General features: G+C 52.0%; 17 protein-coding genes and 2 pseudogenes. 3 read left to right on the forward strand and 16 right to left on the reverse strand.

Annotated features, from left to right (window positions below):
• Positions 1 to 7: 7 nt before the first annotated feature.
• The 10 genes and pseudogenes from HRU73_RS05040 to HRU73_RS05085 all read right to left on the reverse strand — a co-directional run.
• Positions 8 to 1,987 carry a MacB family efflux pump subunit gene (locus HRU73_RS05040; RefSeq protein WP_287399701.1) on the reverse strand — a complete coding sequence of 660 codons (1,980 nt, stop codon included), beginning with the start codon at positions 1,985 to 1,987 and terminating at the stop codon, positions 8 to 10.
• Positions 1,981 to 3,177 (reverse strand): efflux RND transporter periplasmic adaptor subunit, encoded by a 1,197-nt coding sequence (locus HRU73_RS05045; RefSeq protein WP_287399702.1) that lies wholly within the window; start codon positions 3,175 to 3,177, stop codon positions 1,981 to 1,983. The genes HRU73_RS05040 and HRU73_RS05045 overlap by 7 nt, the downstream gene beginning before the upstream one ends.
• A 159-nt stretch (positions 3,178 to 3,336) precedes the next feature.
• Positions 3,337 to 3,681, reverse strand: a complete 345-nt coding sequence (locus HRU73_RS05050) for a DUF3325 domain-containing protein (RefSeq protein ID WP_276678341.1) — start codon at positions 3,679 to 3,681, stop codon at positions 3,337 to 3,339.
• A gap of 1 nt (position 3,682) precedes the next feature.
• A complete protein-coding gene (locus HRU73_RS05055; protein WP_287399705.1) occupies positions 3,683 to 5,629 on the reverse strand; it encodes a PepSY-associated TM helix domain-containing protein in 1,947 nt (648 codons plus the stop codon).
• Between the two features lie 99 nt (positions 5,630 to 5,728).
• A complete protein-coding gene (locus HRU73_RS05060; RefSeq protein WP_287399706.1) occupies positions 5,729 to 6,742 on the reverse strand; it encodes a FecR domain-containing protein in 1,014 nt (337 codons plus the stop codon).
• A 58-nt stretch (positions 6,743 to 6,800) separates the two neighbouring features.
• The gene (locus tag HRU73_RS05065; protein ID WP_276679404.1) at positions 6,801 to 7,313 is read right to left on the reverse strand and encodes a sigma-70 family RNA polymerase sigma factor; all 513 of its coding nucleotides are present in this window, start codon (positions 7,311 to 7,313) and stop codon (positions 6,801 to 6,803) included.
• A 283-nt stretch (positions 7,314 to 7,596) separates the two neighbouring features.
• On the reverse strand, positions 7,597 to 10,098 hold the full coding sequence (locus HRU73_RS05070; protein WP_287399707.1) for a TonB-dependent siderophore receptor: 2,502 nt from the start codon (positions 10,096 to 10,098) through the stop codon (positions 7,597 to 7,599).
• Between the two features lie 202 nt (positions 10,099 to 10,300).
• The gene (locus HRU73_RS05075; protein ID WP_287399708.1) at positions 10,301 to 12,754 is read right to left on the reverse strand and encodes a TonB-dependent siderophore receptor; all 2,454 of its coding nucleotides are present in this window, start codon (positions 12,752 to 12,754) and stop codon (positions 10,301 to 10,303) included.
• A 124-nt stretch (positions 12,755 to 12,878) separates the two neighbouring features.
• Complete coding sequence (locus HRU73_RS05080; RefSeq protein ID WP_287399710.1) at positions 12,879 to 15,074, reverse strand: TonB-dependent receptor; 2,196 nt, start codon at positions 15,072 to 15,074, stop codon at positions 12,879 to 12,881.
• 369 nt (positions 15,075 to 15,443) lie between these two features.
• A pseudogene (locus tag HRU73_RS05085) lies at positions 15,444 to 15,530 on the reverse strand (type II toxin-antitoxin system RelE/ParE family toxin); the annotation flags it as partial.
• Positions 15,531 to 15,603: 73 nt separating this feature from the next.
• Here HRU73_RS05085 and HRU73_RS05090 point away from each other — a divergent pair.
• A pseudogene (locus HRU73_RS05090) lies at positions 15,604 to 16,367 on the forward strand (IS5 family transposase).
• Here HRU73_RS05090 and HRU73_RS05095 read toward each other — a convergent pair.
• The 6 genes from HRU73_RS05095 to HRU73_RS05120 all read right to left on the reverse strand — a co-directional run bounded on the left by HRU73_RS05095 (position 16,333) and on the right by HRU73_RS05120 (position 22,013).
• Positions 16,333 to 16,545, reverse strand: coding sequence for a type II toxin-antitoxin system RelE/ParE family toxin (locus tag HRU73_RS05095; RefSeq protein WP_287399712.1), 213 nt, complete (start codon positions 16,543 to 16,545; stop codon positions 16,333 to 16,335). The pseudogene HRU73_RS05090 and the gene HRU73_RS05095 sit on opposite strands and share 35 nt — an antisense overlap.
• Before the next feature lie 67 nt (positions 16,546 to 16,612).
• Positions 16,613 to 17,068 (reverse strand): antitoxin PaaA2 family protein, encoded by a 456-nt coding sequence (locus HRU73_RS05100; RefSeq protein WP_287399713.1) that lies wholly within the window; start codon positions 17,066 to 17,068, stop codon positions 16,613 to 16,615.
• A 422-nt stretch (positions 17,069 to 17,490) separates the two neighbouring features.
• Positions 17,491 to 17,742 carry a sigma factor gene (locus tag HRU73_RS05105; protein ID WP_287399714.1) on the reverse strand — a complete coding sequence of 84 codons (252 nt, stop codon included), beginning with the start codon at positions 17,740 to 17,742 and terminating at the stop codon, positions 17,491 to 17,493.
• Positions 17,743 to 17,938: 196 nt separating this feature from the next.
• Complete coding sequence (locus HRU73_RS05110) at positions 17,939 to 20,416, reverse strand: TonB-dependent siderophore receptor (RefSeq protein WP_287399715.1); 2,478 nt, start codon at positions 20,414 to 20,416, stop codon at positions 17,939 to 17,941.
• 93 nt (positions 20,417 to 20,509) lie between these two features.
• Entirely contained in the window at positions 20,510 to 21,496 is a 987-nt protein-coding gene (locus HRU73_RS05115; protein WP_287399716.1) for a FecR domain-containing protein, read from the reverse strand.
• 13 nt (positions 21,497 to 21,509) lie between these two features.
• Positions 21,510 to 22,013, reverse strand: coding sequence for a sigma-70 family RNA polymerase sigma factor (locus HRU73_RS05120; protein ID WP_281871673.1), 504 nt, complete (start codon positions 22,011 to 22,013; stop codon positions 21,510 to 21,512).
• 543 nt (positions 22,014 to 22,556) lie between these two features.
• On the opposite strand from HRU73_RS05120, the gene HRU73_RS05125 reads away from it, so the two are divergent.
• Both HRU73_RS05125 and HRU73_RS05130 read left to right on the forward strand, forming a co-directional pair.
• Positions 22,557 to 23,066 carry a sigma-70 family RNA polymerase sigma factor gene (locus HRU73_RS05125; protein WP_281871672.1) on the forward strand — a complete coding sequence of 170 codons (510 nt, stop codon included), beginning with the start codon at positions 22,557 to 22,559 and terminating at the stop codon, positions 23,064 to 23,066.
• Positions 23,067 to 23,090: 24 nt separating this feature from the next.
• Positions 23,091 to 24,146, forward strand: a complete 1,056-nt coding sequence (locus HRU73_RS05130) for a FecR domain-containing protein (RefSeq protein WP_281871671.1) — start codon at positions 23,091 to 23,093, stop codon at positions 24,144 to 24,146.
• Positions 24,147 to 24,232: the final 86 nt, after the last annotated feature.

Here is a 24,232-nt window from a genome sequence, read left to right on the forward strand (position 1 = left end):
TGGCGACTTACTCCGAAGACAATGCCACGACCGGATCCAGCCGCGCTGCGGTCCGGGCCGGCATATAGCCGAATATCAGCCCGGTGATCACTGCACAGGCAAATGCGCCGATCATCACACCAAATGAAAAAACGACCGGTACCTCCCAGAAAACAAGCAATGCGCCTACTGTCAACCCAAGTATCACACCCACCGTCCCTCCTGTGATCGTCACCAGCATCGCTTCGATCAGGAACTGGCTGAGAATGTCGTATTCCCGCGCACCGGTCGCCATCCGGATGCCGATCTCGCGCGTGCGTTCCCGGACGGTCATCAGCATGACATTCATCACACCAATCCCCCCGACCAGGAGTGACACCGCTGCGACCAGACCCAGCATTCTGGTCATGGTATCGCGCGTTTCCAGTTGCGTCTTCAATCTGGCTGCTGCATTACCAATACGAAAATCCTCGCGCCCATGGCGCTCCAGCAGCAGCGCTCTGATTGCTTCTTCAGCTTCCTGTACCTGATCCATCGAAGCTGCTTCCATGACGATGTAGTCAGGCTGTTCCTGCGCCTGATAGACGCGTGCGCGGCCGGCCCGATAAGGAATGAATACCATATCGTCATAATTCTGGGAGCCGGATTCGGCACCGCGTTCAGCCATGACCCCGATCACTTCGAACGGGGAGGTACCAATCAGCAAATATTGACCCACCGGGTTCGACAGATGCGGAAAAAAGCTGCGATAGATTTTATAGCCGAGGACAACCACGGGAGCCAGTTCACGATCCTCTGTCTCAGTAAAAAAACGTCCTTGTGCCACACGCCAGTGATGAACCATCGGCATGATATAAGGGCTGGAAAATACATAGATCTGTTTATCTACATTCTGATGCCTTACCAGAATCGGATCACCAATCACTGGCATGACCCGGCTGATTTCTGGCAAACGTGCCACCTCATCCAGATCTTCTTCAGTGATCACCCCTACCGGCCCACCTGTGGACGGAACATCACTGCTCATATACATAATGGTCGTCCCCATTGATCCCATCTGATCAATCACCTGCTGTTTGGTCCCTTCACCGATAGCCAGCATGACGATGACAGAGGCCACCCCGATGACGATCCCCAGCAGTGTAAGACTGGTACGCACACGGTGAATCCACATGACGCGCCAGGCAGCCCGGATCGTTTCATGCAACCCCTGCCAGAATGGTGTGCCGGTATCCTCATGGGCTTGGGTCATCTCCAGCGATGACAGTCCGGCGTGATGCAGAAGCAGCTGTTCGCTCGGCTGCCGGTCAGTCACGTTATCTGCCACGATCCGGCCATCGCGGATTTCGACTACCCGCTGGGCCTGTGCGGCTACATCACGGTCATGGGTGATGAGAATGACAGTATGGCCAGCACCCGCCAGTTCACGGAGCAGTTCCATTACTTCGGCGCCGCTTCTGGAATCGAGTGCACCGGTCGGTTCGTCGGCCAGAATGATATGTCCGCCGTTCATCAGTGCACGGGCAATCGAAACACGCTGCTGCTGACCTCCGGAAAGCTGGTTGGGGCGATTATCGAGCTTGTCGCTCAATCCGAGCCGTCCGAGCAGATCAGCAGCACGCTGCATCCGATCACCCGGCGGCAAACCAGCATAAATCGCCGGGATTTCCACATTCTCCCGGGCTGATTCAGTTGGAATCAGATGGTAACCCTGAAACACGAAGCCAAACGCCTTGCGCCGCAGCCAGGCCAACTCATCCGACCCGAAAGTGGAAACATCCTCTCCGGCAAACCGATAACTGCCGCTGCTGGGTCGATCCAGACAGCCCAGCAGATGCATGAGCGTGGATTTACCCGATCCTGATGACCCGACGATGGCGATAAACTCACCTGCCCGGATATCCAGATCGATACCGTGCAGTACCTCGACTTCCGGCTTGTCTCCTCCGCCATAACGCTTGCGGATACCTCTCAGCTCGATGAGCGGCGGTAGGTCAGTACTTACCACCGGAATCTCCGAGGCTTGGTCGATTCAGTCTGTTCACTGACAATGATCTGCTCCCCCTCCTTCAGCCCGGCCACGACTTCACCCTGCAACCGGTTACGTATACCAAGCTGCAACTCGCGTACCTGCACCTGACCATCCTGACCCAGGATGCGTGCCTGGTACAGATCATTCTGATCTTTCCGCTCCACCGGTGACAAGGCAGGTATCGGAACGGTCAGTACATTACTGGCACTGGCAATCATGAATATGACCTGTGCCGTCATTTGCGGCATCAGCTCACCATCGCTGTTGTCGACATCGAACAAAACGGTATATTGCACAGCTTTGGTACCCGCCGCCGGCGTTTTGTTGTTATCACCCCCTCCCTGTGCCGGAACTGCCTGGGGAGGCGCAGGCAATATCTGCCGCACGGTACTGTGCCAGCGACGCCGATCTCCTCCCAGTGTGGTGAAATAAACCGGCATGCCAGCCTTGATCTGCCGGATATCCGCTTCGGAAACATCGATCCATACGGTCATCCGGGTCAGATCAGCTACGCGCAGAACTGTCGGAATCTGATAGGTTGCGTTCAGTGTCTGCCCTTCTTTGGCGTCGACCCCGACCACCACCCCGGCAATAGGTGCATAAATGCGGGTAAATCCGAGCAGCGTTTCATTACCCTTGAGCGTGGAGCTGACCTGCTGGATCTGGGCACGCAGTTGGTCGATACGCGCAGCTGCAGATTTGAGGGCGGCAGCAGCCACCTGTACATCCTCCAACCGTGTGGCGTCATCCTTTTCCATCTGCTGCTGACGTGCATACTGCTGTTTGGCCAGCTCATGCTGTGCCCTCTGATCAGCCAGCTGGGCTCGCAGACCGGCCAATTGGGCCCGCCCGGCATCGACTGTCGCCTGATGGACACGGGCGTCGATTTCAGCCAGCAGCTGACCTTTTTCGACCGTATCGCCAACCTCCACATGTAATCGCATGATCTGCCCTGAAACCTGAGCGCCGATCTCGACCGATTTCAGTGGTTGCAGCGTACCGATTGCAGCGACACTGGCTTCGATATCACCACGGGCGACTGGTACCGTCTGATAGGCAGGATCAGCATCACCCTGCCACCACATGCCTGTGCCGGTCAGCAGAATAATCAGGAGAAGCAAAAACAGCCAGCGATTCTTGCGCCGGCCCGATGTGGAAACAGCCATTCAGTGAAGCCTCGGTAACGATAAAATAAATCCGGGATTATCGATGCCATCGAATGATTTCATCGATATCGTAAAGCGATTTCTGCTGCTGTCTTCGCACACCGCACAAGCAATACGAGCGGACAGCAATCCGATACTGCTGCAGCAAGCCAGCAGTTTTTATGTGACAAGCAATATCAGCACACCGGCAATCGTTGTCCCCGCAGCGGCCAGAGCAGCCAGACGTGGCAAATAGGGCAACATCAGAATGATCAGTAACCCGCCCGCTGTCAGAAATCCGAACCATACCACCACACCGACAACCGCCCCCCATGCCTGTATACAGGGTACAACCGCCAGTATCAACAACAGCCAGCCCAGGATCCTGAAGAAATGACGCCGGCCGGAGGGCAGTACACGCTGCCCGGCCACCTGTTCATAATGGCGCGGCATGGCCAGGCTCAGGCCCGTCATTCCGGCATACGCCAGTGTAAACGCTGCAAGCGCAGCCAATGGAACGGACATTTCACATTCCTCCAAAAGTAGCATTGAGCAAAATAGTCAGTGCACAACCGATAGCCAGAAAAAATACACCCTGCCATGCCCGTTTCGGTGCTCGCGCAGAAAAAACCCAGATGATCACTCCTGTGTAGGCAGCAAAACTGAGCAGCGTGGATGCCAATACCGCTTCTGCCCGGGCCATCGGCAACACCATGGGCAACAGGATCGCCAATCCGCTGGCAACTGCATATCCTCCCAATGTCGCAGCCAGTACGCGCATCAGAATGCTGTTACGGTATGGGACGGATGCAGTGATTGTTTTCTGCTGAGTAGCAACTACCGCAGATCGAGGCGGCAAAACAGGTGCCATGCTGCGAGCCTTTTGCGCCATCGTTGCCAGCAGCAGACCGAGGCCGATGACGGTCAATTCCACACCCACCCTTTCCCAGTCTCCCTGCAATCCGTAAGTCAGTACCTGCTGGCCGGTGGTCAGCCAGTTGAGCAGTGGCAATGCCAGACACAGCAGTGCCGCCAGTGATAATTGTTCTACCCAGGCAGAAGCGACCGGGCGAATCGAGGCATGCAGCAATGCCATCAGCCAGACAGTGAAAAAGGTGGTGATTTCCCAGTGCGACCGATCTTCGATCCCGACCGGAATCAATCGGTTACTCCACAGATAAGCAATACAAGCAATGCACAGCCCGGCAATGACGGCGACATTGAGTGTTTCGATGAGACGATAGACTCTGCGCGTATGCGAACCAAATTCATTCAACGCCTTTTGCCGCCGCTTGACCATGAACAGAATGGAACCGGTCGCCATCATGATTGCGCCAGCCAGCCCACTGATAAAATAGAGCCATTTGATGGTGTCACCGCCAAACCTTGCAAAATGTAAAGTCCCCATCACCCGCTGGACGGCCTGTGCCTCCCCTCCGCGATGATCGCCCGACATCTGTATATCCAGCGTTTCACCGGTGATCCCATCGAATATCACATTGCCACTACCTGGCGGAAGCAGATATTTTTCATTTTCCTCTTCATCGAAAAGGCCGAACACCGTAACAGAAGCACTGCTGTCACCTGGATGATTGACGGAAATGAAGCTGGCTCGTCTACCCAGCTCCGTTTCAGCAGTCAGCAGCAATTTATCCAGTGATGCCACCTGTGCATCGATATGGGTCTCTTCCCGGGGAGCCGGTCGGGACAGCAACTGCGAGAAATAAGTATCCTTGTTCGGATAGTGTGCGAATATGCCAGCCGGCATATAAAGTGAATAAAAAATGGCCAGCCCGGTATAGACAATCATGAACTGGAAAGGCAGTGTCAGTACCGATGCGACATTATGCGCATCCAGCCATGATCGCTGGCCTTTCTTCGGTCGAAAAGTGAAAAAATCCTTGAAGATACGTTTATGCGTAATGACACCACTGACCAGAGCAACCAGCATGATCATGGCAAAAAATCCGACCATCCAGATACCGGCTTCCCCGGCATGAAACTCGAAGTGCATATGCACGAAATGGTGACCACCTTCGGTTTCACGATCGACTGCCTTATCCAGTTCTGTACCAGTCACCGGATCGAGTCGTGTCTGCTGAAACTTGGCATCTTCATTTTCCCGCCAGAACAGACGAATAGCCGGATCGGATTCACCCGGTAATCCGATACTCCAGAATTCTCCCCGGGGCATCGCCTGCTGCAGGTAGGTCTGAGCCAGGCGGACGGCCTGTGCCCGCTGCTCGGCGCTGCCCGGCGCCATTTCTGCTACAAGCGGTCGCTCCGGTTTCATCCAGCGGGTAATGGCATCATCGAATACCCCCAGCGTTCCTGTCAGAAAAATGGCAAACAGTACCCAGCCGGCCCATAATCCTCCCCAGGTATGCAGCCAGGTCATCCGCTGGCGGAATCCCCGTACGGGAGGATCAGATTCAGTAGCAGTGTCTGTCAAACTATCAGCATTGGATTTCATATTCGTTTTCACCCGGAATAATGTTTCTCAATTTTTATGCAGGTAAAACCCCTATCTGCATGCGTCTGCGAAAAATAGAGCCTGTATACGCACTGTTGATCATGTATCCTCCTGCCGTGCTCCTACCCGAATCCAGTATCGGGTAAACAGCTGCACATCGATCGGCAGAGTCTTCTGCAATATGGCCAGTATCTTGCCGATATCTGCCAGTGGATAGGTCCCGGTTACTTTCAGCTGTGCAACAGCCGGGTCACAACTCAACCAGCCGGATCGATGGCGCCCCAGCTCAGCCAGAAAATCAATGAGCGGCATATCTCTCGCGACGATCATACCCTGACGCCAGGCAGTATCAGCCTCACATGCCATTCCCACAGCGATCACGCCATCACGTGTGAAAGCTGCCTGCTGGCCGACTTCCAACTGTTGCAAACGACCGGTGATCGGTTGAATTTCGACTGCACCTTCGAATACTGCCACGCTACTTTTGCCTTGTTGTGACACATCGAACTGGCGCACGGTAAAACGTGTCCCGATCGCACGCAATATTCCCTGTGCAGTCTCAATCAGCAGCGGACGTGCAGCCCCGATTCCATTCGCCAGCCGGGGGTCAGGTGCAGTGGTCACCATGATCTCCCCATTCATCAAACGGATCAGACGCCGTGTATCGTCAAAATTGACCGTAATGGCGCTACCGGAATTGAGCTCTATACCTGTTCCATCGGAAAGCGTAACAGCCCGGTGCTCACCGATACCGGTACAATAATCTTCCGGCCACCAGCACCAGAGCCGCCCTTCTCCGGCCACCCAGGTTCCACCACCCAGGAAAATCAATACAGTCAGCGCCTTGATCGCTCTGCGCCGGCTCGAAGAATGAGGAGGAGTCAGAGCAGCATGTGCCAGTGGAGAAGGAAGTCCCCGCAATTTTCTGGAAAAAACCTCTACCTGCTGCCAGGCGTATTCATGATCAGGATGAGACATGCGCCATTTCTGCCACTGATCACGCGTTTCATCCGTCACGATATCAGACTGTAATTCCACCAGCCAGTTGACCGCCTGACGCCGCACATCTGGTGGTACGGCCGAATCTCTGGCTATTTCTTCGGTATCAGGCATCAGATATCAAACAACAATTTTGCTATAGGGTACTGATCCACCCGTAAACACTTCCTGATCATCCGATAAAGCAGCATTGTTCCAGCGCTTTTGCTACATAACGCTTGACAGTGGGAACAGAAATACCGCATCGCTGAGCGATCTCGCTCTGACGCAGGCCATCGATCTGTGACAACAGAAAAACCTTGCGTACCAGAGGCGGCATACCATCCAGCAGCGCATCGATTTCCACCAGTGTTTCCAGCATGATGGCCTGAGCCTCGGGTGATGGCGCCAATGACTCCGGTATCTGTGCCAGTGCATCGAGATATGCCTGTTCGATGCGCTGATGACGATGGAAATTGGCTACGATACCCTGCGCGATCGTAGTGAGTAGCGCACGTGGCTCACGAATGACAGGAAGTGAATCCTTGCTCAGAATCCGCAAAAAAATATCATGCGCCAGATCCGGAGCCTGCAGAGCATCGCTCAGCCTGCGACGCAACCACCCCACCAGCCATTTGTGATGATGGCAATAGAGCGACTCGATACTGCAGGAAGCAAGGGAATTTTCCGGATTCTGGATCGTCACGATGGGGTTCGAACAATAAAGCTTAAGCCTGATTTGAGATAACAATAATAGGAATAATTATTATTATTTATTTGGAACGGATACCTGTCAAGTCATACCCCTATCTGCAACAACATTTCCAGCCATTACACTCACCTTGAGCGCCTCTGACCAAGCCCTCTATGAGCCACATTACAGACAAAATCGTGATGATCGCAAGAAGCGCGATGAAGGTCATAGCTATTGGGATTTGATCAGGGATTCCCTGGCTGCCGGCCGTTTACAACGGCCGGCAGCCATTGCCTCAGAATCTTATATTGAGTGCAACACGAACATTACGCGGTGCGCCGTAGTAACTCGCCGGTACCGTCTGGTAATACTTCTCATCGAAGAGATTGTAGAGATTGGCGGATAAAGCGACCATTTTGGTAATCTCGAGGCGCGCCATCAGATCAACCACCGCATAACCGCCCTGGGAAATCTCGACTCTGGCAGGGCCCTGGTCATTACGATAGATGCGATCCTGCCAGCGTACGCCACCACCAATCGTCAAACCTTCTGCAACAGTCGGAAAACGGTAAGTGGAAAACAGTTTGAACGTATTCCGGGGAACCTGGGTATTCAGCTTCACTTTATCCCGATCTTCCGTTACGTTATGAGCAAACCCGACTGATGCCTGCCAGTTCCGGGTCAGCATACCGGCCAGTTCCATCTCGAAACCATCGGTTCTAGCCCCGGATACTGACCGGTAAGCGGTTGAACCATCCGGTGCCAGTACATTATTCGGCAGTGCAACGGCGAGGTTATCCTGCTGAATTCTGTAGACTGCACCATGCAGATTCAAACGATTATCAAAGAATGCCGCCTTGATACCTGCCTCATAACTGTTGCCCAGCAATGGATCGATAAATGCACCACTTTCGCTGCGTATCGTCTGTGGCTTGAAAATACTGGTGTAGCTGGCATAAACCGTCCAGTTATCGAGAAAATCGTAGGTAATCCCTGCAAATGGAATAATTTCCGGATCCTGATTGGAATTGATCCGTGTTATGTTGCCAGTCTGATAGTTTTCGGAAAAACGCTTGAACTTCCAGTGCGTTACTCTGGCTCCCCCAATCAGGGACAATGAATCGAGTAATCTGAATCGGCCTGTCGCATAGCCGCTGATAACCTGCTCATCCTGACCCCACTCACCGATAGGCGTATCGTTGGTGGGTGGCATAGTGGGTGTATTGCCATCCCAGGTGAAAATATTACCGATCGAGTTGCTCCAGTTGTCGAAAAACCATAGCCGGTAAGTAGGTGTGTGATCTTTCGTGAACGAGAACAGGGTCCCGGCAATCAGATCATGCTTGCGTCCGAACAGAGAAAATGAACCCATGGTGTAAACATCGAGTGTATTTTGTGTAGGCGCGCCTTTCCAGCGACCGGCCCAGAGGTTGACTCCCGCACCGGTTGCTTTATCAGGATAACCACCCAGCGCATAACCCAGTACTTCATCGTATTTAGTGACTGTACGATTCCACGATATTCTCGCCAGCCAGTCCTCGTTGAAGCGGTGATCCAGTGTCACGAATACCATCTCACCATTCCTTTTGGAATAAGCCCAGTTTGCGGCCGCGGTATCGGATCGTCCCCAGGTAGTGCGTGTCCCGTCAGAGTAGAAAGCCGGTAAAGCGCCTCTTGCATTTGCGGTTTGATCCTGCTCCTGGAACATGAAACCGGCCGTTGCCAGTGTGGAAGGTGTCAGATCTGCCTCGACAATCCCATAAAGCAGCGATCTTTTCTGTTCCTCACGATCGATATAGGAATCGCTGGTATTCAGCACACCCACCAGCCTGCCGCGCACTTTTCCCGATGGAATCAGTGGCATGGAAATATCCCCTTCGGCTCGGCGATATCCCCAGTTTCCTCCTTCGAATCTCGTCGCGGCCCGGAATGTATCTGTCGGACGCTTGCGTATCAGATTGATACTGGCACCGGGTGTGCCGACACTATTCATCAAGCCATTAGCGCCCCGCACGATCTCGACACGATCGAAGATCGCCATATCATTGGTCTGAAAAATACGGTTGTAGTTATTGTAAATCTGCGGCACGCCATCGATCTGATAGTTATCGACAGCAAACCCGCGCGCATAAAAAGTGGCGGAATCGGACTGACTGCTCCCGCCTGACTGGAATACCATCCCGGTGGTCTGATTCACGACATCAGAAAGTTGTGTCAATCCCTGATCTTCCATACGCTGGCGTGTCATGACACTGACAGACTGGGGTGTTTCGCGCAGAGTCAATGGCAAACGGGTAGAAGTATTGGTCGAACCGGTCGTATAAGAGCCAGTGTCCTCAGTCGTCGGATCAACTATCCCGGATGTCATGACAGTCATTGCCGGCAATGTCAACGCCCCCTCTGAAGGTTGAGAAACAGTGGCAGACGATCCTCTCAGGGTATAGCTGCCGTCAGCCGTTCTTACTGCTTCCAGCCCGCTACCAGCCAGTAAAGCAGATAATCCGTCGTGAGCCGTATAGTTACCATTCAATCCTGCGCTTTGCAGACTGTTGGTCAGCTCTGTCGAGAATGACAGCAAAATGCCTGCTTCCCGACCGAAATCATTGAGTACAGTAGTCAGTGAACCGGCTGGAATGTGGTAATGCCTGACAACCCCGGATTGCTGCGCACTGACTGGCGATATCATGGTCAGGTACGATACAGCCAGCATCACGATCAGGAACAGGCGCGCGATCGCCCTGCCGTTCCACAAACGTTGAAATGATGGTAATAAAAAATAATGTTTGATGATGATCATATTGTTTTCTCGATATTGGAATGTAAATAGCCCTCCTATCTACATTGCCCCTCGAAAAACAAAATGGGATCACCTCTCACCAAAAAATCCAGAGCATGCTGTAAAGTTTGGCAAGTGAAAAGAAGATGCTGATTGATCAGATTTCCGGCATCAGGTTCTGCCTGTAATACCACCAGCATGGCCGGTGGCTTGTTTCCATAGGTTAAAACCTGAATTTCAAAGTACCCAGGACTGTTCGCTCCAGACCGGGGTAGGCTCGCCAGCCGGGATCATTGTAGGACAGGTATTTATTATTGAAGAGGTTGCTCGCATTGATGGTAAACATCCAGGGCCCGTTATCGTAGCGAAGCATGGCGTCAAACAAAGTATAAGAAGGTGTCGTACTGGTATTCTCCAGGTCATTGAAAATTCTTCCCACATAGCGTACGCCTCCGCCGATTCCAAAACCTCGCAGCCAATTTACCCCCAGATTTCCCAGGGAATAATCCAGCCAGGCAGAAGTCATGAGATGAGGCACCTGAATTGGCATTTTATCTTTGTCGATATCCGTACTTTTGGTTACGGTTACGTCATGATAGGTAAATGATCCAATAAAATTCAGCCCGCGTAACAATTCTGCTCTTGCTTCCACTTCGACTCCACGTGACCCGATTTCACCAGTCTGCCTGTTACGAAAAAAAGGATCATCGGGATCAGGCGTAGGCACGTTGGTTTTGGTCAGATCAAAGAATGCCACTGTATACAGGCTTCTTCCTCCTGCAGGTTGATATTTGACACCGACTTCATATTGCGTGCCACGAGTCGGCTCGAAAGGGCGATTGCTGGAATCGAGTCCTGGTAACGGAAGAAATGATTGTGAATAGCTCACATAAGGTGCAACCCCGCTGGAAAAAAGGTAAGTCAGCCCTGCTCGTCCGGTATAGGCATTGTCCCTGTTGCGAGTATTGGTAGTGCTTAAAAAATCAGCATCTTTAGTATCAACTCTGTCATAGCGGCCGCTCAATGTCAGAATCCAGTTCTCTCCGTACCTGATTTGATCCTGAAGATAGATACCGAGCTGATCGATCTCTTGCTTTGCATCGATATCCAGACTATCGGGTACAGGAACCGATATGCCATAGATCGGATTAAACACATCGATACCGGGAGCTTTTCCTGAAAAGAATCTCAGGGAAGCATTCGTCCTGTTCCAGTCAATACCCAGTAACGCCGTATGATTCAACGAGCCTGTATCGAGCCTGGCTTGAAGATGAGTATCGAGCACTGTTTGAGTCAGACGCTCTTTCGTTGTTACGGCACTTCTTTGCATCAGCGTGGGAATATCGGCATCAAAACCAGCACGAAACATATCGTTGAAATTGCCATCTTGCTGCATATAACGAAAATTCTGCCGTGCAGTGAATGTCTCATTAAAGTTATGTTCGATCTGATAGTTGAATGAGGATTGATTCGTCGCGTATTTAACGAACTTTGAATCTGTCTGTACAACATCGGTATGCCTGCCATCAGGTGTCATAAGAAAGAAGGGGGAGGCTTCCGCCCGGTTATTGAGAACCTCTCCCATGAGCGTGACAGTCGTATCAGCTGTCGGGTGCCAGGTCACTGAAGGAGCAACATAAAAACGCCTGAGCCCCGCGCGATCTCCTTCTGTATTGGGATATCTGACCTGTGTGTCTGAATCGAGTCCAAGCGTTACCAGGCGAAACATCAAGCTACGATCATTATTTGCGAAGCCTAAATCGGCGGCAATCCGCTTACGATCGAAATTACCATATTGCAATTCGATCTCCCGAATGGGATCGGCACTCGGTCGTTTAGTAATCCGGTTGACGATACCTCCGGCATCCCCTCGCCCGAAAGTCACTGAAGTAGGTCCGCGCAGCACATCGACACGTTCCAGGCCGTAAGTATCGGTAATGAAAGAACCGAAATACAGCCCTTGAGCAGCCATGCTCAAACCATCGCGAAAAAGAGAAGTCGTGAGCCCCTGAAACCCGCGCAAAAGCAGATATTCATAGCCTCGCCCTTCAAATCCCCATTGATCGACCACCACACCGGGGGTGTAACGTAAAGCTTCGCTCATATCCTGTACGCTGCGCATATCGAGCTCACGGCGCGTAACCACAGAAATCGATTGCGGCACCTCGATCAACGGTGTATCTGTTTTCGTTCCCGAACTGCTGCGCTTTGCGACATAGCCAGTATCATCAGCATTTTCCGTACTGGTCGAGACAGTCACGACCGGTAATGCCGTTACACCTGCCTGAGCTGCTTTGATGGGTGCCCGGCGCAGTGTATAGCTGCTGTCAGCATTACGTATCAGTTCCAGATCACTGTTTGCCAGTAACCGGTTGAATCCTTCACTTACTGAAAAATTTCCTGTCAGCGCGGGGCTGGTAAGCCCCTCTGTGAGTGCCGGATCAAACGAGAGTGCGATACCGGCAATTGTTGCAAAATGTGAAAGTGTCCGTCCCAGTGGGCCTGCCGGAATGTCATAGTGCTTTCGGGCAGCTGCATCGGGTGTATCCAGTGTGTTTTCAGCCGCCTGGGCGGGAAATGTTGTGGCGGCGACAATCAGTAGCAGTAGCGACAATACGGCATACCTCACCCGGCCTGATAGGAGGCGGATGGAGTGAACAAGAGGGGCAAACAGCATGGACTTTTTCCTTCAATTTTCCGGTTATAGAGAGTTTTCATCTCTATTGCCAGTCGAAGCAGGAAAAAGTCTCACACCCTGGTGAAAATAGTCGGCAGTTTACCGGCCATTAGAAAGCGATGTATCAATAATCGATGCTGGCACTGACTACGAAAGTACGCGGCATACCGGCTACCAGATAACCCTGTCCAGGGTAGCCGCCTACAGAAGCCCAATGTTTGCGATTGGTGACGTTATCGACGCGGCCTCGCAATGTGACCAGATGCCCCCTGAATTCGGTGAGATAACGCAAACCCAGATCCAGCCGTGTCCATCCTGCCACCTTCACCGTATTGACATCATTGGCGTAACTTGAACCGGTATGAACGACACGACTGTCAAAAGTCACGCCCTGTAAACCGGGAATATCCCAATCCGCTCCCATACTGGCCTGGAAACTCGGTACCCCGATCACACGCTGGCCATCAGTAGTGACGTCACCGGTAGATCGTTGTTTGGCATCCAGCCAAGTGGCACCGCCCAGCAGGCGAAGACCGCGTATTACTTCCCCATAGATACCGAGCTCTACCCCTCTGTGTCGATCTCGTCCGGATGAAGTGAATACATTGTCTGCATCGATGATTGAACGTGGCTTCGTTGTCGTGAAAAGTGCAATCGTAGCGCCAATGTGGCCACCATCGTACTTGGCCCCGATTTCCTTTTGTTTGGAAACATAGGGAGCGAGCACTTGACCGCTATTGATTGCTGTACCCGGGGCAGTGTCGCCCTGGGTCAATGCCTCGATATAGTTGCCATAGATCGAGAATTGCTTATTGATCTTATAAACAGCACTTACGCTCGGGCTGATCCGATTACGATCGTATGCAGGTGACTTGGCTTCTGTGTCATAAGCATAGTTTTCCATGCGCAAGTTCTGATGCCGGAATCCGGCTGTCAGGAGAATCCTGTCTTCCAGGATAGATACAGTATCTCCTACGGCAAAGCTCAGTAAGCGGGTACGTCCGGTCAAACCCGGGGAAGACAGATTATTACCCCGGAAAGCACCGCTGCTAAAATCGGGTTTTTCCCACGATACCGGGGAAAACATATTGGTATTCAGCCGGTTGAAAAAATCCCAGGCATAAGCATTTTTTCTTTCGTTTTCGAAGTATGAGCCTGCTATTACCACGCGATGATCTATTGGCCCGGTACTGAATTTACCTCTGATACCGATTTCTCCGGTATCGACATTGTCCTTGCGGGTATTGTCAAACCGGGTAGCATAACCATCCCCTGTATCTCTGTCGGCCAGTGTGAAATTGGCCAGAGAGTTTTTTTCGTCAGTACGACGCAGACCATAAGCTGCCCATGCAGTCAGATAAGAATTGATATCGTATTCGCCGCGTAGTGTTCCAAAAATATCACTCTCATTCGAATAGGACCAGGGCTGTGCAAAATTGGTAGTTGGATCAGGCAACCTGGGTGAACCAGTAATGCCTGATCCAAGGGTAACGTTGGTACGGGTACGTTTCAAACGGTTATCCTGCCAGCCGATGTCCGCTGACAGACGAAACTTGTCACCACGCCAGTCCAGCCCAACTGCAGCAAGTCCCGTTTGTACTCCTTCTTTATCAACTGCCGTACCGCCACCTCGATATGCGCCATTGAAACGGATACCTATTTTCTGATCTGGTCCAAATCGGCGGGCAACATCCACCCCCACATTATGATGCCAGCCACTGCCGACATGCGTGGTCAAACGTGTCAGTGGTTCATTGGGTGCGCGTTTGGGCATCAGATTGATCGCCCCGCCGATTCCACCCCCACCGGGATTGGCACCCGTCAGAAAGGCAGAGGCACCACGCATCACTTCGACCCGTTCAAACAATTCGGTAGCGATATATTGACGTGGCAGCAAACTGAAAAGACCATTGAACGCAACGTCGTCTGAACCCAGAATAAACCCGCGAATGAAATAGGATTCCTGGAAATTACCAAAACCACGGGCTACCCGAACACTGGGATCATTTTGCAATACATCACCCACACTGCGTGCCTGCCGATCTTGAATCAGCTCATTGGTATAGCTGGTAATCGAGAACGGTGTATCCATATTGTCGTTCGTACCGAGAATACCAGCCCTTCCCCCACGCGCCACCTGACCACCGGCATAAGGAGGTGATAATCCTTCAGCTGAAGCATCGGCACTGGTACTGACGGTAATTCCGGGCAGAAACGTTTTACCGCTGGCAGTATCATTATCCTCATTCGAGGGTGATTGAGCATAGATAGTAGTAATACTGGAAACCAGTATTACCAGGACTCCCCAAAATTTATACATGATTTATTTTATCTGAAAAAAAACCACATAATACAAAATAATAATAATGATGATAATGGTTATTATTTGTGAATAATGGCTCAGAAGACTTTTTAAATCAGTGATCGTAGTGATCTGAATTGCCTGCGCTCGATTGGCGCTGGTAATCGCCTGCCGCCGCAGATGCTCGATCAACACTTCGACCAGCACAAATCTCCTGTCTGCATCGTCGGCTCGGTCAGCAGCTGGAATACAGGATCGATCAAAGGCGTTAATCGGGCTTTTTATGACTGTTCATCCCAGGCTTCAGGAAAAGTTGAAAGGATTTGAAAACCCGCATCTTCTCTCATGTAGATGAACAACCTGTTGAGAAATGACAAAAAAATTAAGTCACGATGATTGTTGCGCCGCGTGTTTCACTCGTAAAATCTCCACGGTGCAGGCTTCGTCCAGCACACGATAGAACACTATGTAATTCCGATGGGCAACTAGATAGTGTAGTCATGAGATAAGAAATATGAGATCCTTTTAAGAAATTAAAGGGACTCGCATGACACATTCACATCGCAGGCATGATATTTCAGATAGGATATGGTCGCTACTTGAGGGGCATTTACCAGGCCGAGAAGGGGCATGGGGAGGGGTAGCCACAGATAATCGTCAGTTTATCAATGCTGTTTTCTGGATTATACGGACAGGAGCCCCATGGAGGGATTTACCGCCGGACTACGGGGGTTGGAGCAATACTCATCGCCGTTTCATTCGCTGGCGTGACAAAGGTATCTGGGAAAAATTGCTGGAAATCCTGATTGATGATCCAGATTATGAATGGCTGATAATGGATGCCAGTCACTGTAAAGTTCATCCACACGCCAGTGGAGCCAGAGGAGGTAATCAGGATATGAATCGGACAAAAGGGGGCTCAACACCAAGATACATCTGGCCGTGGATGCGCATGGTATGCCGGTCAGAATCCTTGTTACACAAGGTACCACTGCTGATTGCACGCAGGCTGGCCGCCTGATCGAAGGGATTGATGCAGATCATCTGCTGGCAGATCGTGGCTATGACAGTAATGCCATTGTTGAACAGGCGGAAAAACAGGGAATGGAAGCTGTTATCCCGCCAAAAAAGAATCGAAAAATACAAAGACCTTACGATAAATAACTGTATAAGCTGAGGCATCTCGTCGAAAATGCTTTTCTTCATCTCAAAAGATGGCGTGGCATCGCTACAAGATACGCCAAAAACACCTCTTCTTTCCTTGCTGCCGTGCAAATTAGATGTATCGCCCTCTGGGCTGATATCTTGTGACTACACTATATAGCTCGCGCACAAAAGCAGACGAGCCCGGCCGGCCAGTGCGACCCATCTTCGGATTCTGTGTAAGCGGCAGGATCTTGTCGCGCAGTTCCTGGCCGAACTTCTCAGCCCTGGTTGGATTGTCCTGAGCAATGTAGTCAATGATGTTATCCAAATCGGCCTCGGCCATCGGACGTCAGACGATGCGGTAAGGGGTTTTCACCTTCGCCATTGGCCAGCCACTGGCGGCTCAAAGTTCATGCACGCTTGGCTCCCGCTGCCTTGTGGCGAACAATGCGGGCATCCATTCGGGCCATGACTTCATCGTGCGGGATGCCCGGCCGGGGGTCGTCGATGGCTTCCTGAATCTCAGCAGCAAGCCGCTCGTTATAGGCGGCCGCTTCATGAGCCTTGTGTAGTGCTTTGGCACGATTATCACTGGAACGTGCTACTGGCTCACGTTCGTCCGGGTTCCATTCGCTGGCATCAAACTGACCGATAGTAATACCCACCTCACGCAGCACATTTAAGGCAGCAGCCGGGTTGCCGAAGCGGCGCGGTTCACTGCTGCGAGCCTTCGTCAGAATGGCTGCGACACCGCTGCGCGTGTTGATCTGAACAAGGAATGCACCACCTTGTCCTTTCAGAGTTACACTCGAAACGCCACCGGTTTCACTGGCCGTCCGAAGTTGTTCAAGAGTCATGCTTCGCATATTTCTCTCCTTACCGTAGCGCAATACCAACGTAAATTGGTGCATTACTTATTAAAAACGTGCAAACCCTGATGGGGAACGATGAGTGGAATTCGAGATTTAGAGTTGCTGAGGAACTTCTGTCAAACCCTTCATGAGCCGCATTACAGGCAGAATTGTGATGATCGCAAGAAGCATAGCAGGATGCGGTGAGGTACGAACCGCATCTACATGCTGAGTAACGTTGATTGATGGTTCCTGCGCTCCGGCAGCCAGTATGCCCCGCTAGAGCTAGGCGGGTTGCATTCCCATGCAGAGCATGGGAACGATCAACCATATCTTACAGATGAACAAAAGTGTGTCATCCTATGCTTGCACTCTCGTCTGGAATAGACGTATTTTAGGCGAGCAGGAGAAGGGATAGAGATCGGAGTTGTCTTTGGTCACCAAGACTGTTCGCAATGCAGATCGCCCTTTTCCAACCTGCCCACCAGGCCGGACGTCAGGTAGGCACGCGGTTTAGTCAGCCCTGTCAGCACCTCTCCGGAATTCAGGATACGCAGAAAAGTGTCATGCACGAGATCAGCGGCCTGTTCACTGCAGCCCAGCTTTTTGCATAACCACCCGCGCAGCCATCGGTGATGGTCGCTGTAAAGTGTTTCTACCTGTTTGCAGTGGATGTCGGGCGGAGGCATGGAAGCCAATGTTGTAATAGCGTTGACTGGATACAGGAAATGAACGAATAAGAATTGTTCGCATTGTAAGGGTGAACGGGTATTTTCTGCAATGCAAATCAGGATGTGGAAAGATATGCCACGCTCTGTGGGATAACCAGCGAAAGCGAATCAGCCATGCGCCCGCCCTCGGGAGCTACTACAAAACCGTGGTGGTTCACCATTTATAACGCAGCGTCGCGTAAACCGTCCGACGATTGCCATAGAAGCATGCCATATCCGCGCAGGTGGCAATGTATTTGTTATCGAACAGATTATTCACATTCACGCTCAGACTGGCGCCCTGCAGCACACTGTGCAGATGTTTCATATCGTAGCGTACTGCTGCATCGAACAAGGTGTAGGCAGGCGCTTTCAGGTTATTGACGAGATCACCGAAATTCGAGCCGATATGTCGCACCCCGCCGGCAACACCCAACCCGGCGAGCAGGTTGCCCCGGAAAGTGTAATCCAGCCAGGCAGAAGTCTGATGCCGAGGAGTCAGTGATAACCGGTTGCCGAGCTCGTCCGGATTGTTACTCTCGGTCACCTTCGAATCAGCAAAAGAATAAGCAACGATGAGATTGAGATTGCTCATGAGGCGCGCTTTACCTTCCACCTCCACTCCTCGTACACGCGCTTCACCGGTTTGCACGTTATAACCGAAATGCCCGGGTGTGAGATCAGGAGTGACGACATTCTTCTGCGTCAAATGATAAGCCGCGACAGTCAGCAAGGCATTATGGTTGACCGGCTGATATTTGATACCCGCCTCATATTGCCGACCGGTAGTCGGTTTGAATGGTGAACCGAAAAAATCGGTTCCTGCAATTGGCTGAAAAGACTCGGCATAACTCGCGTATGGCGCAATACCATTGTCGAACAGATAGTTTATTCCTGTCCGATAAGTGAAAGCGCGATCATTCTGCCGGGTGCTGCTTCTCTCATCAAAGAACAAATCATGATTTCGCGTATGTGCACTGGAAAAATCGTAACGGACACCCAGCGTGAGTATCCATCGATCATATTTGATCTGATCCTGGGCATAGAGACCGATCTGGTCACGCTGCTGTTTGCTGATGTAATCGATGACCGGCAAACCAAATGGCTCACCATAAACCGGATCGTAGATATCCAGAAGCAGCATGTCTTCGGAAAAACCACGGCGGTTACTGCCGGAAAGATAGCGGTAATCTATACCCAGCAGCAGGTTATGCCGGAGCATGGCCGTATCAAATATACCCTGTACCCGGGTATCCATCGTGAACGTGCCCGCCTTGTCCTGATAAAGGGCCGCCAGCCGATCAATCGTCCGGAAATCCAGTGGTACCCCATCATCATCTCTCAGAAAATCGAGATAAAACGTAGTGGGGTAATTGCTGGATACATTAGCATAACGTAAATTCTGCTGCACTCCCCAGGATTCATTGAAACGATGATCAAACGCATAACCGATCGTATATTGCTCTCTATTGTATTTATCGAAACCGGGTTCTCCGATAAAGCGGCTGGTTGGTATTTTGCCGTTCGGATTTTCCAGCAGTGAGCCTTCCGGGGGCAGAAACTGGAGTGTATTGCCAGCGTTATCCTTCTGAAAATGACTCAATAGCGTAAAAGTGGTATCGCTAGTTGGCCGCCAGCTAATGCTCGGTGCGATGAAGTAACGATCTTCATGAGCGTGGTTGATCTGCGTATCACTATTGCGCACCAGTCCTGTGAGTCGATAAAGAAACTGACCGTTGCTGTCGATCGGCCCGCCGAGGTCGAGTCCGCCCTGAATACGGCCAAAGCTTCCGCCGGTAATGAACGCTTCACGTACCGGTACGGCCGTTGGACGCTTACTCATCATGGCAACCAGCCCGCCGGGTGAACTCTGACCATACAGGGTAGAAGAAGGCCCTTTCAGCACTTCGATGCTTTCCATTCCATACGGTTCGATACGAAGGTTGGCATAATTCACCCCCCATAAACCCAGTCCGTCGAGAAATTGCGGCGCATCGAATCCCCGGATATTGAAATAGTCATCCCGCATTACAGGTCCGTACATTTCTGTCAGCACACCGGGCGTATAGGAAACTGCCTGGCTGATATTCTGCACCAGCCGCGCATCGAGCTCACGGCGCGTAATCACTGAAATCGACTGTGGTACCTCGATCAACGGTGTATCTGTTTTCGTACTCGAACTGCTGCGCTTTGTAACATAGCCAGCCTCATCAGCATTTTCCGTACTGGTCGAGACAGTCACGACCGGTAATGCGGTTACCCCTGCCTGGGTCGCTTTAATGGGTGCCCGATGCAGTGTATAGCTGCCATCATCATTGCGTATCAGTTCCAGACCACTACCTGCCAACAGCCGATTGAATCCTTCACCTACTGAGAAATTTCCGGTCAGCGCGGGACTGGTAAGCCCCTCTGTGAGTACCGGATCGAACGAGAGTGCGATACCGGCAACCGTTGCGAAATGTGAGAGTGTCCGTCCCAGCGGGCCTGCCGGAATATCATAGTGCTTCCGGTCAGCAGCATCGAGTGTATCCGGTACATTTTCAGCTGCCTGAGCGGGTAATGCTGCGACGACAATGATTGGTAGCAACAGCGACAATAGCCTTACCGGGTCCAATGGGAATCGGATGGGATGAACGAGGGAGGCAAACAGCATGATTTTTCCTTCAGTTTCTGGTTATAAGGGCCTTCACCTCTATTGCCAATCGAAACAGAAAAAAGTCTCACCTCCCTGATGAAAATAGCTTGATCAGCGTGGTACCAGCGTAACCCAGTAAGATGTGCGATAGATAACACGCACCGGATAAGTAGATTGCAGCATTGCCAGCGTACGGTCAGTATCGCGGATCGGAAAAGCACCCGATATCCGCAAGTCAGCCAGGACGGGATCACACCGTACGATACCCTGCCGGTATCGGGACAGCTCATCGGTAAAATCAGTCAGGTGCATCTTGTCAGCCAGCAGCATACCTTGCGCCCAGGCAATGTCGGTATCGTCAGCCGGTCTGGATACTTCGATTGCTTCCGCAGTGAACACAGTTTTGTTGCCGGCATGCAATACTTGCGCCACGCCGCTATCGCCTGATTTGGGATGAATTGCCACTGCCCCATCGAATACTGCAACGTGACTGCGTTCCTCACCCTGACGAACTGTAAAGCGGGTTCCCAGCGCATGTAGCCGCCCTTCTGCAGTAAGTACCTGAAAAGGACGAGGTGTGACTGCGTTGTCTGCTGCGGTCCGGATCAGAATCTCACCGGTATGCAAAACGATTAAACGCTGTACCGCATTAAACCGCACATCGATTGAACTCGCTGTATTGAGCCTGACCTGGCTGCCATCGGCGAGCTCGATTTCGCGCTGCTCACTCACCATCGTACGGTATTCCGCCATCCATGCTTCCCATGGTGTTACACGCCAGGCTGCCCAGCTCGCAGGCAGTGCTGTCATCAGCAGGGCAAGTTTCTTGATCGCAGCACGCCGGTTATTACCACGGGAATGAGTCAATGCAGCCATTGACAGTGCTGGAGGGAGCCCTCCCATTTTATTCATCAGTTGCTCCGCCCGCTCCCAGGCCTGCCTGTGCTGCGGACTGCGCAAACGCCACTGTTCCCAGGCATTACGTTCCGTATCGGTAACCGTACTGGCGTGCAATTGCATCAGCCAGGCAGCCGCTTCATCCAGTATCCGGGGATCGATTGGCGAGTGTTCTGAAGTATCCTTTAACCGGGTATTCATGCTGTTTGCTTCGTTACATCAGAAGCAGGCACTGGCGGAAAGCCTGCTGCATATAACGTTTGACTGAGCCGAGTGAAACTCCTAGCTGTTCTGCAATCACTTCGTATTTCAAACCTTCGATCTGTGAGAGCAGGAATGCCTGTCTGACTTTGGGAGCAAGCGAATCGAGCATCCGGTCTATTTCATGCAACGTTTCGAGAATGATCAGATGCTGTTCGGGTGCCGGTACTTCCGTTTCAGGTATATGTGCCAGCGCATCCAGATAGGCGCGCTCGAGTGCCTGGCGACGATACCAGTTGACCATCAGGCTTTTGGCGATCGTAGTCAGATAAGCACGTGGTTCGCATACAGTCGTGGCATCCCGTGAAGCCAGTATACGGGTGAAGGTATCCTGGGCCAGATCAGCGGCGTTATGAGCGCATCCCAAACGGGAGCGCAACCACCTTACCAGCCAGTCATGGTGATCACTGTAAAGCGTATCCACAGCGTTCAGGTGTGCAGAATCGTCGATCGACATCAATAGCCCTCCCAGGCTTCTCTTGTAAAGTTATGTAAATGCCGGCCAGGGGAACCTCTGCAAAACTATCTGTGTTGCCATTTCTGCGTTAAAAGTCGACTCAGAATGCTCATTTATTACGTATAAACTCGACTTCTTCGCCGACGTTTGCCTTGAATTGACTGCCTCGCTAACGTTTTTCAGAGGTTTCCTGACGTTGTGTGCCGAATATCCCGGGCATCTGGAAAATTATTTTTATATTGTTCCGGATCTCGCTGACGCTTCTCAGAGATGCTTTTACGGCCTGAACAGAGTAAATTGCCAGCCAGCCTGTAAAAACAACCGGTATAAAAATGATAATTGTTCTTATTCCATAAGGTCAAGTTATGAAAATACTGCTTCACAGATCACCCCGTCACTGCGTGATCTTGATGACAACATTTATGTGTCTTGCAAGCGTGCAGCAAACCTGTTGACTGCCTGATCTTGCATGAACAGTTTCATATCCATTAGAATGAAAACGATTCTCATTAAATAATAATCAAACTTTTTCAGGGAGATATCGTGTCAGCCGATGAATTCATACTGCAGCAGAAAGTTCATACCTTGTACAGCAACCACCGCAGCTGGTTACAGAGGTGGTTGTACCGCAAGCTGGGCAATGCCTGCGATGCTGCCGATCTGGTGCAAGACACATTCATCAGCGTGATCACTGGAGGCTACGCGGATGACATTCGCGAGCCGAAACCTTTCCTCGCCACGATCGCCGGCCGGCTGGTTGCCCACCGGTGGCGCCGCAATCAGCTCGAAACGGCCTACCTCGAAGCCCTGGCAGCACTGCCTGTAGAGTTGATGCCTTCGCCCGAAGCACATGTGTTGGTGCTGGAAGCCTTGCTGGAAATCGATCGTGCGCTCGATGGCCTGCCGACACGTGTCAAGGAAGCCTTTCTGCTCGCCCATCTGGAAGAACTCTCGTATGCACAGATTGCGGAACGGCTCAACGTATCGACCAGTTCGGTCAAGCAATACCTCACACGTGCCAACCGGCAGTGCCTGTTTGCTCTGTCAGTCTGAAACAGATTCAACCGGAGAAAAACAGTGTCCACTCCCGGTTCCACACCGCCTCCCTCGGTCGCTGACCAGCCACACCCGCTACCACTGGCCAATGGTCACCCGATCAGCGGTGCTACGGCGGATGCAGCTGCTCAGTGGCTGACGTTACTGATGTCGGATGAAATGACCGATTCAGACTATCAGTGCTGGCAGCAATGGCGTGCGGCACATCCTGATCATGAACGTGCCTGGCAGCACATCGAAGCAATGACCGCACGATTCAGGGAACTGCCATCCACGGCAGCTTATAAAAGCCTGTCACCCCTTACCAACCCTGTAAGTGCCGGCAAACCCGGGTCGCCGGGCCGGCGCAAGGCAATGGGTACGTTGTTATGGCTGGGAACAGCAGGTGTCGGCAGCATGCTGGTATCACGTACACAGACCTGGCAGCAAACCGTTGCCGATTACCGTACCGGTACTGGCGAACAACGTGCGGTATACCTGGCCGACGGCACGCATATCATGCTCAACACGTACAGTGCAATCGACGTAGCCTTCGATGCACAACACCGTACGATACGGCTGATCACCGGCGATATCCTCATCACCACCCACCCTGTGCATACGCCGATATCCGATCCGCGTCCTTTCATCGTCGAAACTGCCGAAGGCCGCATTCGTGCACTCGGCACCCGCTTCACGGTCAGTCAGCGAAAGGGACGTACCCATGTCGCTGTACTCGAACATGCGGTAGAAGTCACCCCTGCTGCTCCCGACCGGCAATACATACTGCCGGCTGGCCAGCAACTCTCCTTCACGCGCCACACCCTGAATAACGCTACTACGCTGGATAAGCAGACAACCGGCTGGACACAGGGACAAATCATCGCTGATAACATCCGGCTGGGTGATTTCATTACTGATCTGGGACGCTACCGCACCGGCCTGCTGCGTTGTGATCCGGCCGTGGCTGAATTGCGTTTATCCGGAGTGTTCCCGCTGGATGATACGGATCGTATTCTGGAAACCCTGCCGAGTGTATTGCCGGTACGGGTACGTCTGCGCACCCGCTACTGGGTGATAGTGGAAGCGGCGTCATAGCGGGCACTGTGCTTTGCTTGCGTCGTTCGATTTTGTCTTACACTGCGTCCCTTGATCGAGATCTTGAACAAGTTTTGATCGTTCCT

The organism is Nitrosomonas sp. H1_AOB3, assembly GCF_015709435.1.
Lineage (GTDB): Bacteria > Pseudomonadota > Gammaproteobacteria > Burkholderiales > Nitrosomonadaceae > Nitrosomonas > Nitrosomonas europaea.

What these genes read in the sequence shown, in the direction of transcription:
- HRU73_RS05120 (WP_281871673.1), bottom strand. Translation starts at nt 22,013, where the DNA reads ATGTCGATCGACGATTCTGCACACCTGAACGCTGTGGATACGCTTTAC.
- HRU73_RS05075 (WP_287399708.1), bottom strand. Translation starts at nt 12,754, where the DNA reads ATGCTGTTTGCCCCTCTTGTTCACTCCATCCGCCTCCTATCAGGCCGG.
- HRU73_RS05095 (WP_287399712.1), bottom strand. Translation starts at nt 16,545, where the DNA reads ATGGCCGAGGCCGATTTGGATAACATCATTGACTACATTGCTCAGGAC.
- HRU73_RS05100 (WP_287399713.1), bottom strand. Translation starts at nt 17,068, where the DNA reads ATGCGAAGCATGACTCTTGAACAACTTCGGACGGCCAGTGAAACCGGT.
- HRU73_RS05110 (WP_287399715.1), bottom strand. Translation starts at nt 20,416, where the DNA reads ATGCTGTTTGCCTCCCTCGTTCATCCCATCCGATTCCCATTGGACCCG.
- HRU73_RS05045 (WP_287399702.1), bottom strand. Translation starts at nt 3,177, where the DNA reads ATGGCTGTTTCCACATCGGGCCGGCGCAAGAATCGCTGGCTGTTTTTG.
- HRU73_RS05055 (WP_287399705.1), bottom strand. Translation starts at nt 5,629, where the DNA reads ATGAAATCCAATGCTGATAGTTTGACAGACACTGCTACTGAATCTGAT.
- HRU73_RS05070 (WP_287399707.1), bottom strand. Translation starts at nt 10,098, where the DNA reads ATGATCATCATCAAACATTATTTTTTATTACCATCATTTCAACGTTTG.
- HRU73_RS05105 (WP_287399714.1), bottom strand. Translation starts at nt 17,742, where the DNA reads ATGCCTCCGCCCGACATCCACTGCAAACAGGTAGAAACACTTTACAGC.
- HRU73_RS05050 (WP_276678341.1), bottom strand. Translation starts at nt 3,681, where the DNA reads ATGTCCGTTCCATTGGCTGCGCTTGCAGCGTTTACACTGGCGTATGCC.
- HRU73_RS05115 (WP_287399716.1), bottom strand. Translation starts at nt 21,496, where the DNA reads ATGAATACCCGGTTAAAGGATACTTCAGAACACTCGCCAATCGATCCC.
- HRU73_RS05060 (WP_287399706.1), bottom strand. Translation starts at nt 6,742, where the DNA reads ATGCCTGATACCGAAGAAATAGCCAGAGATTCGGCCGTACCACCAGAT.
- HRU73_RS05080 (WP_287399710.1), bottom strand. Translation starts at nt 15,074, where the DNA reads ATGTATAAATTTTGGGGAGTCCTGGTAATACTGGTTTCCAGTATTACT.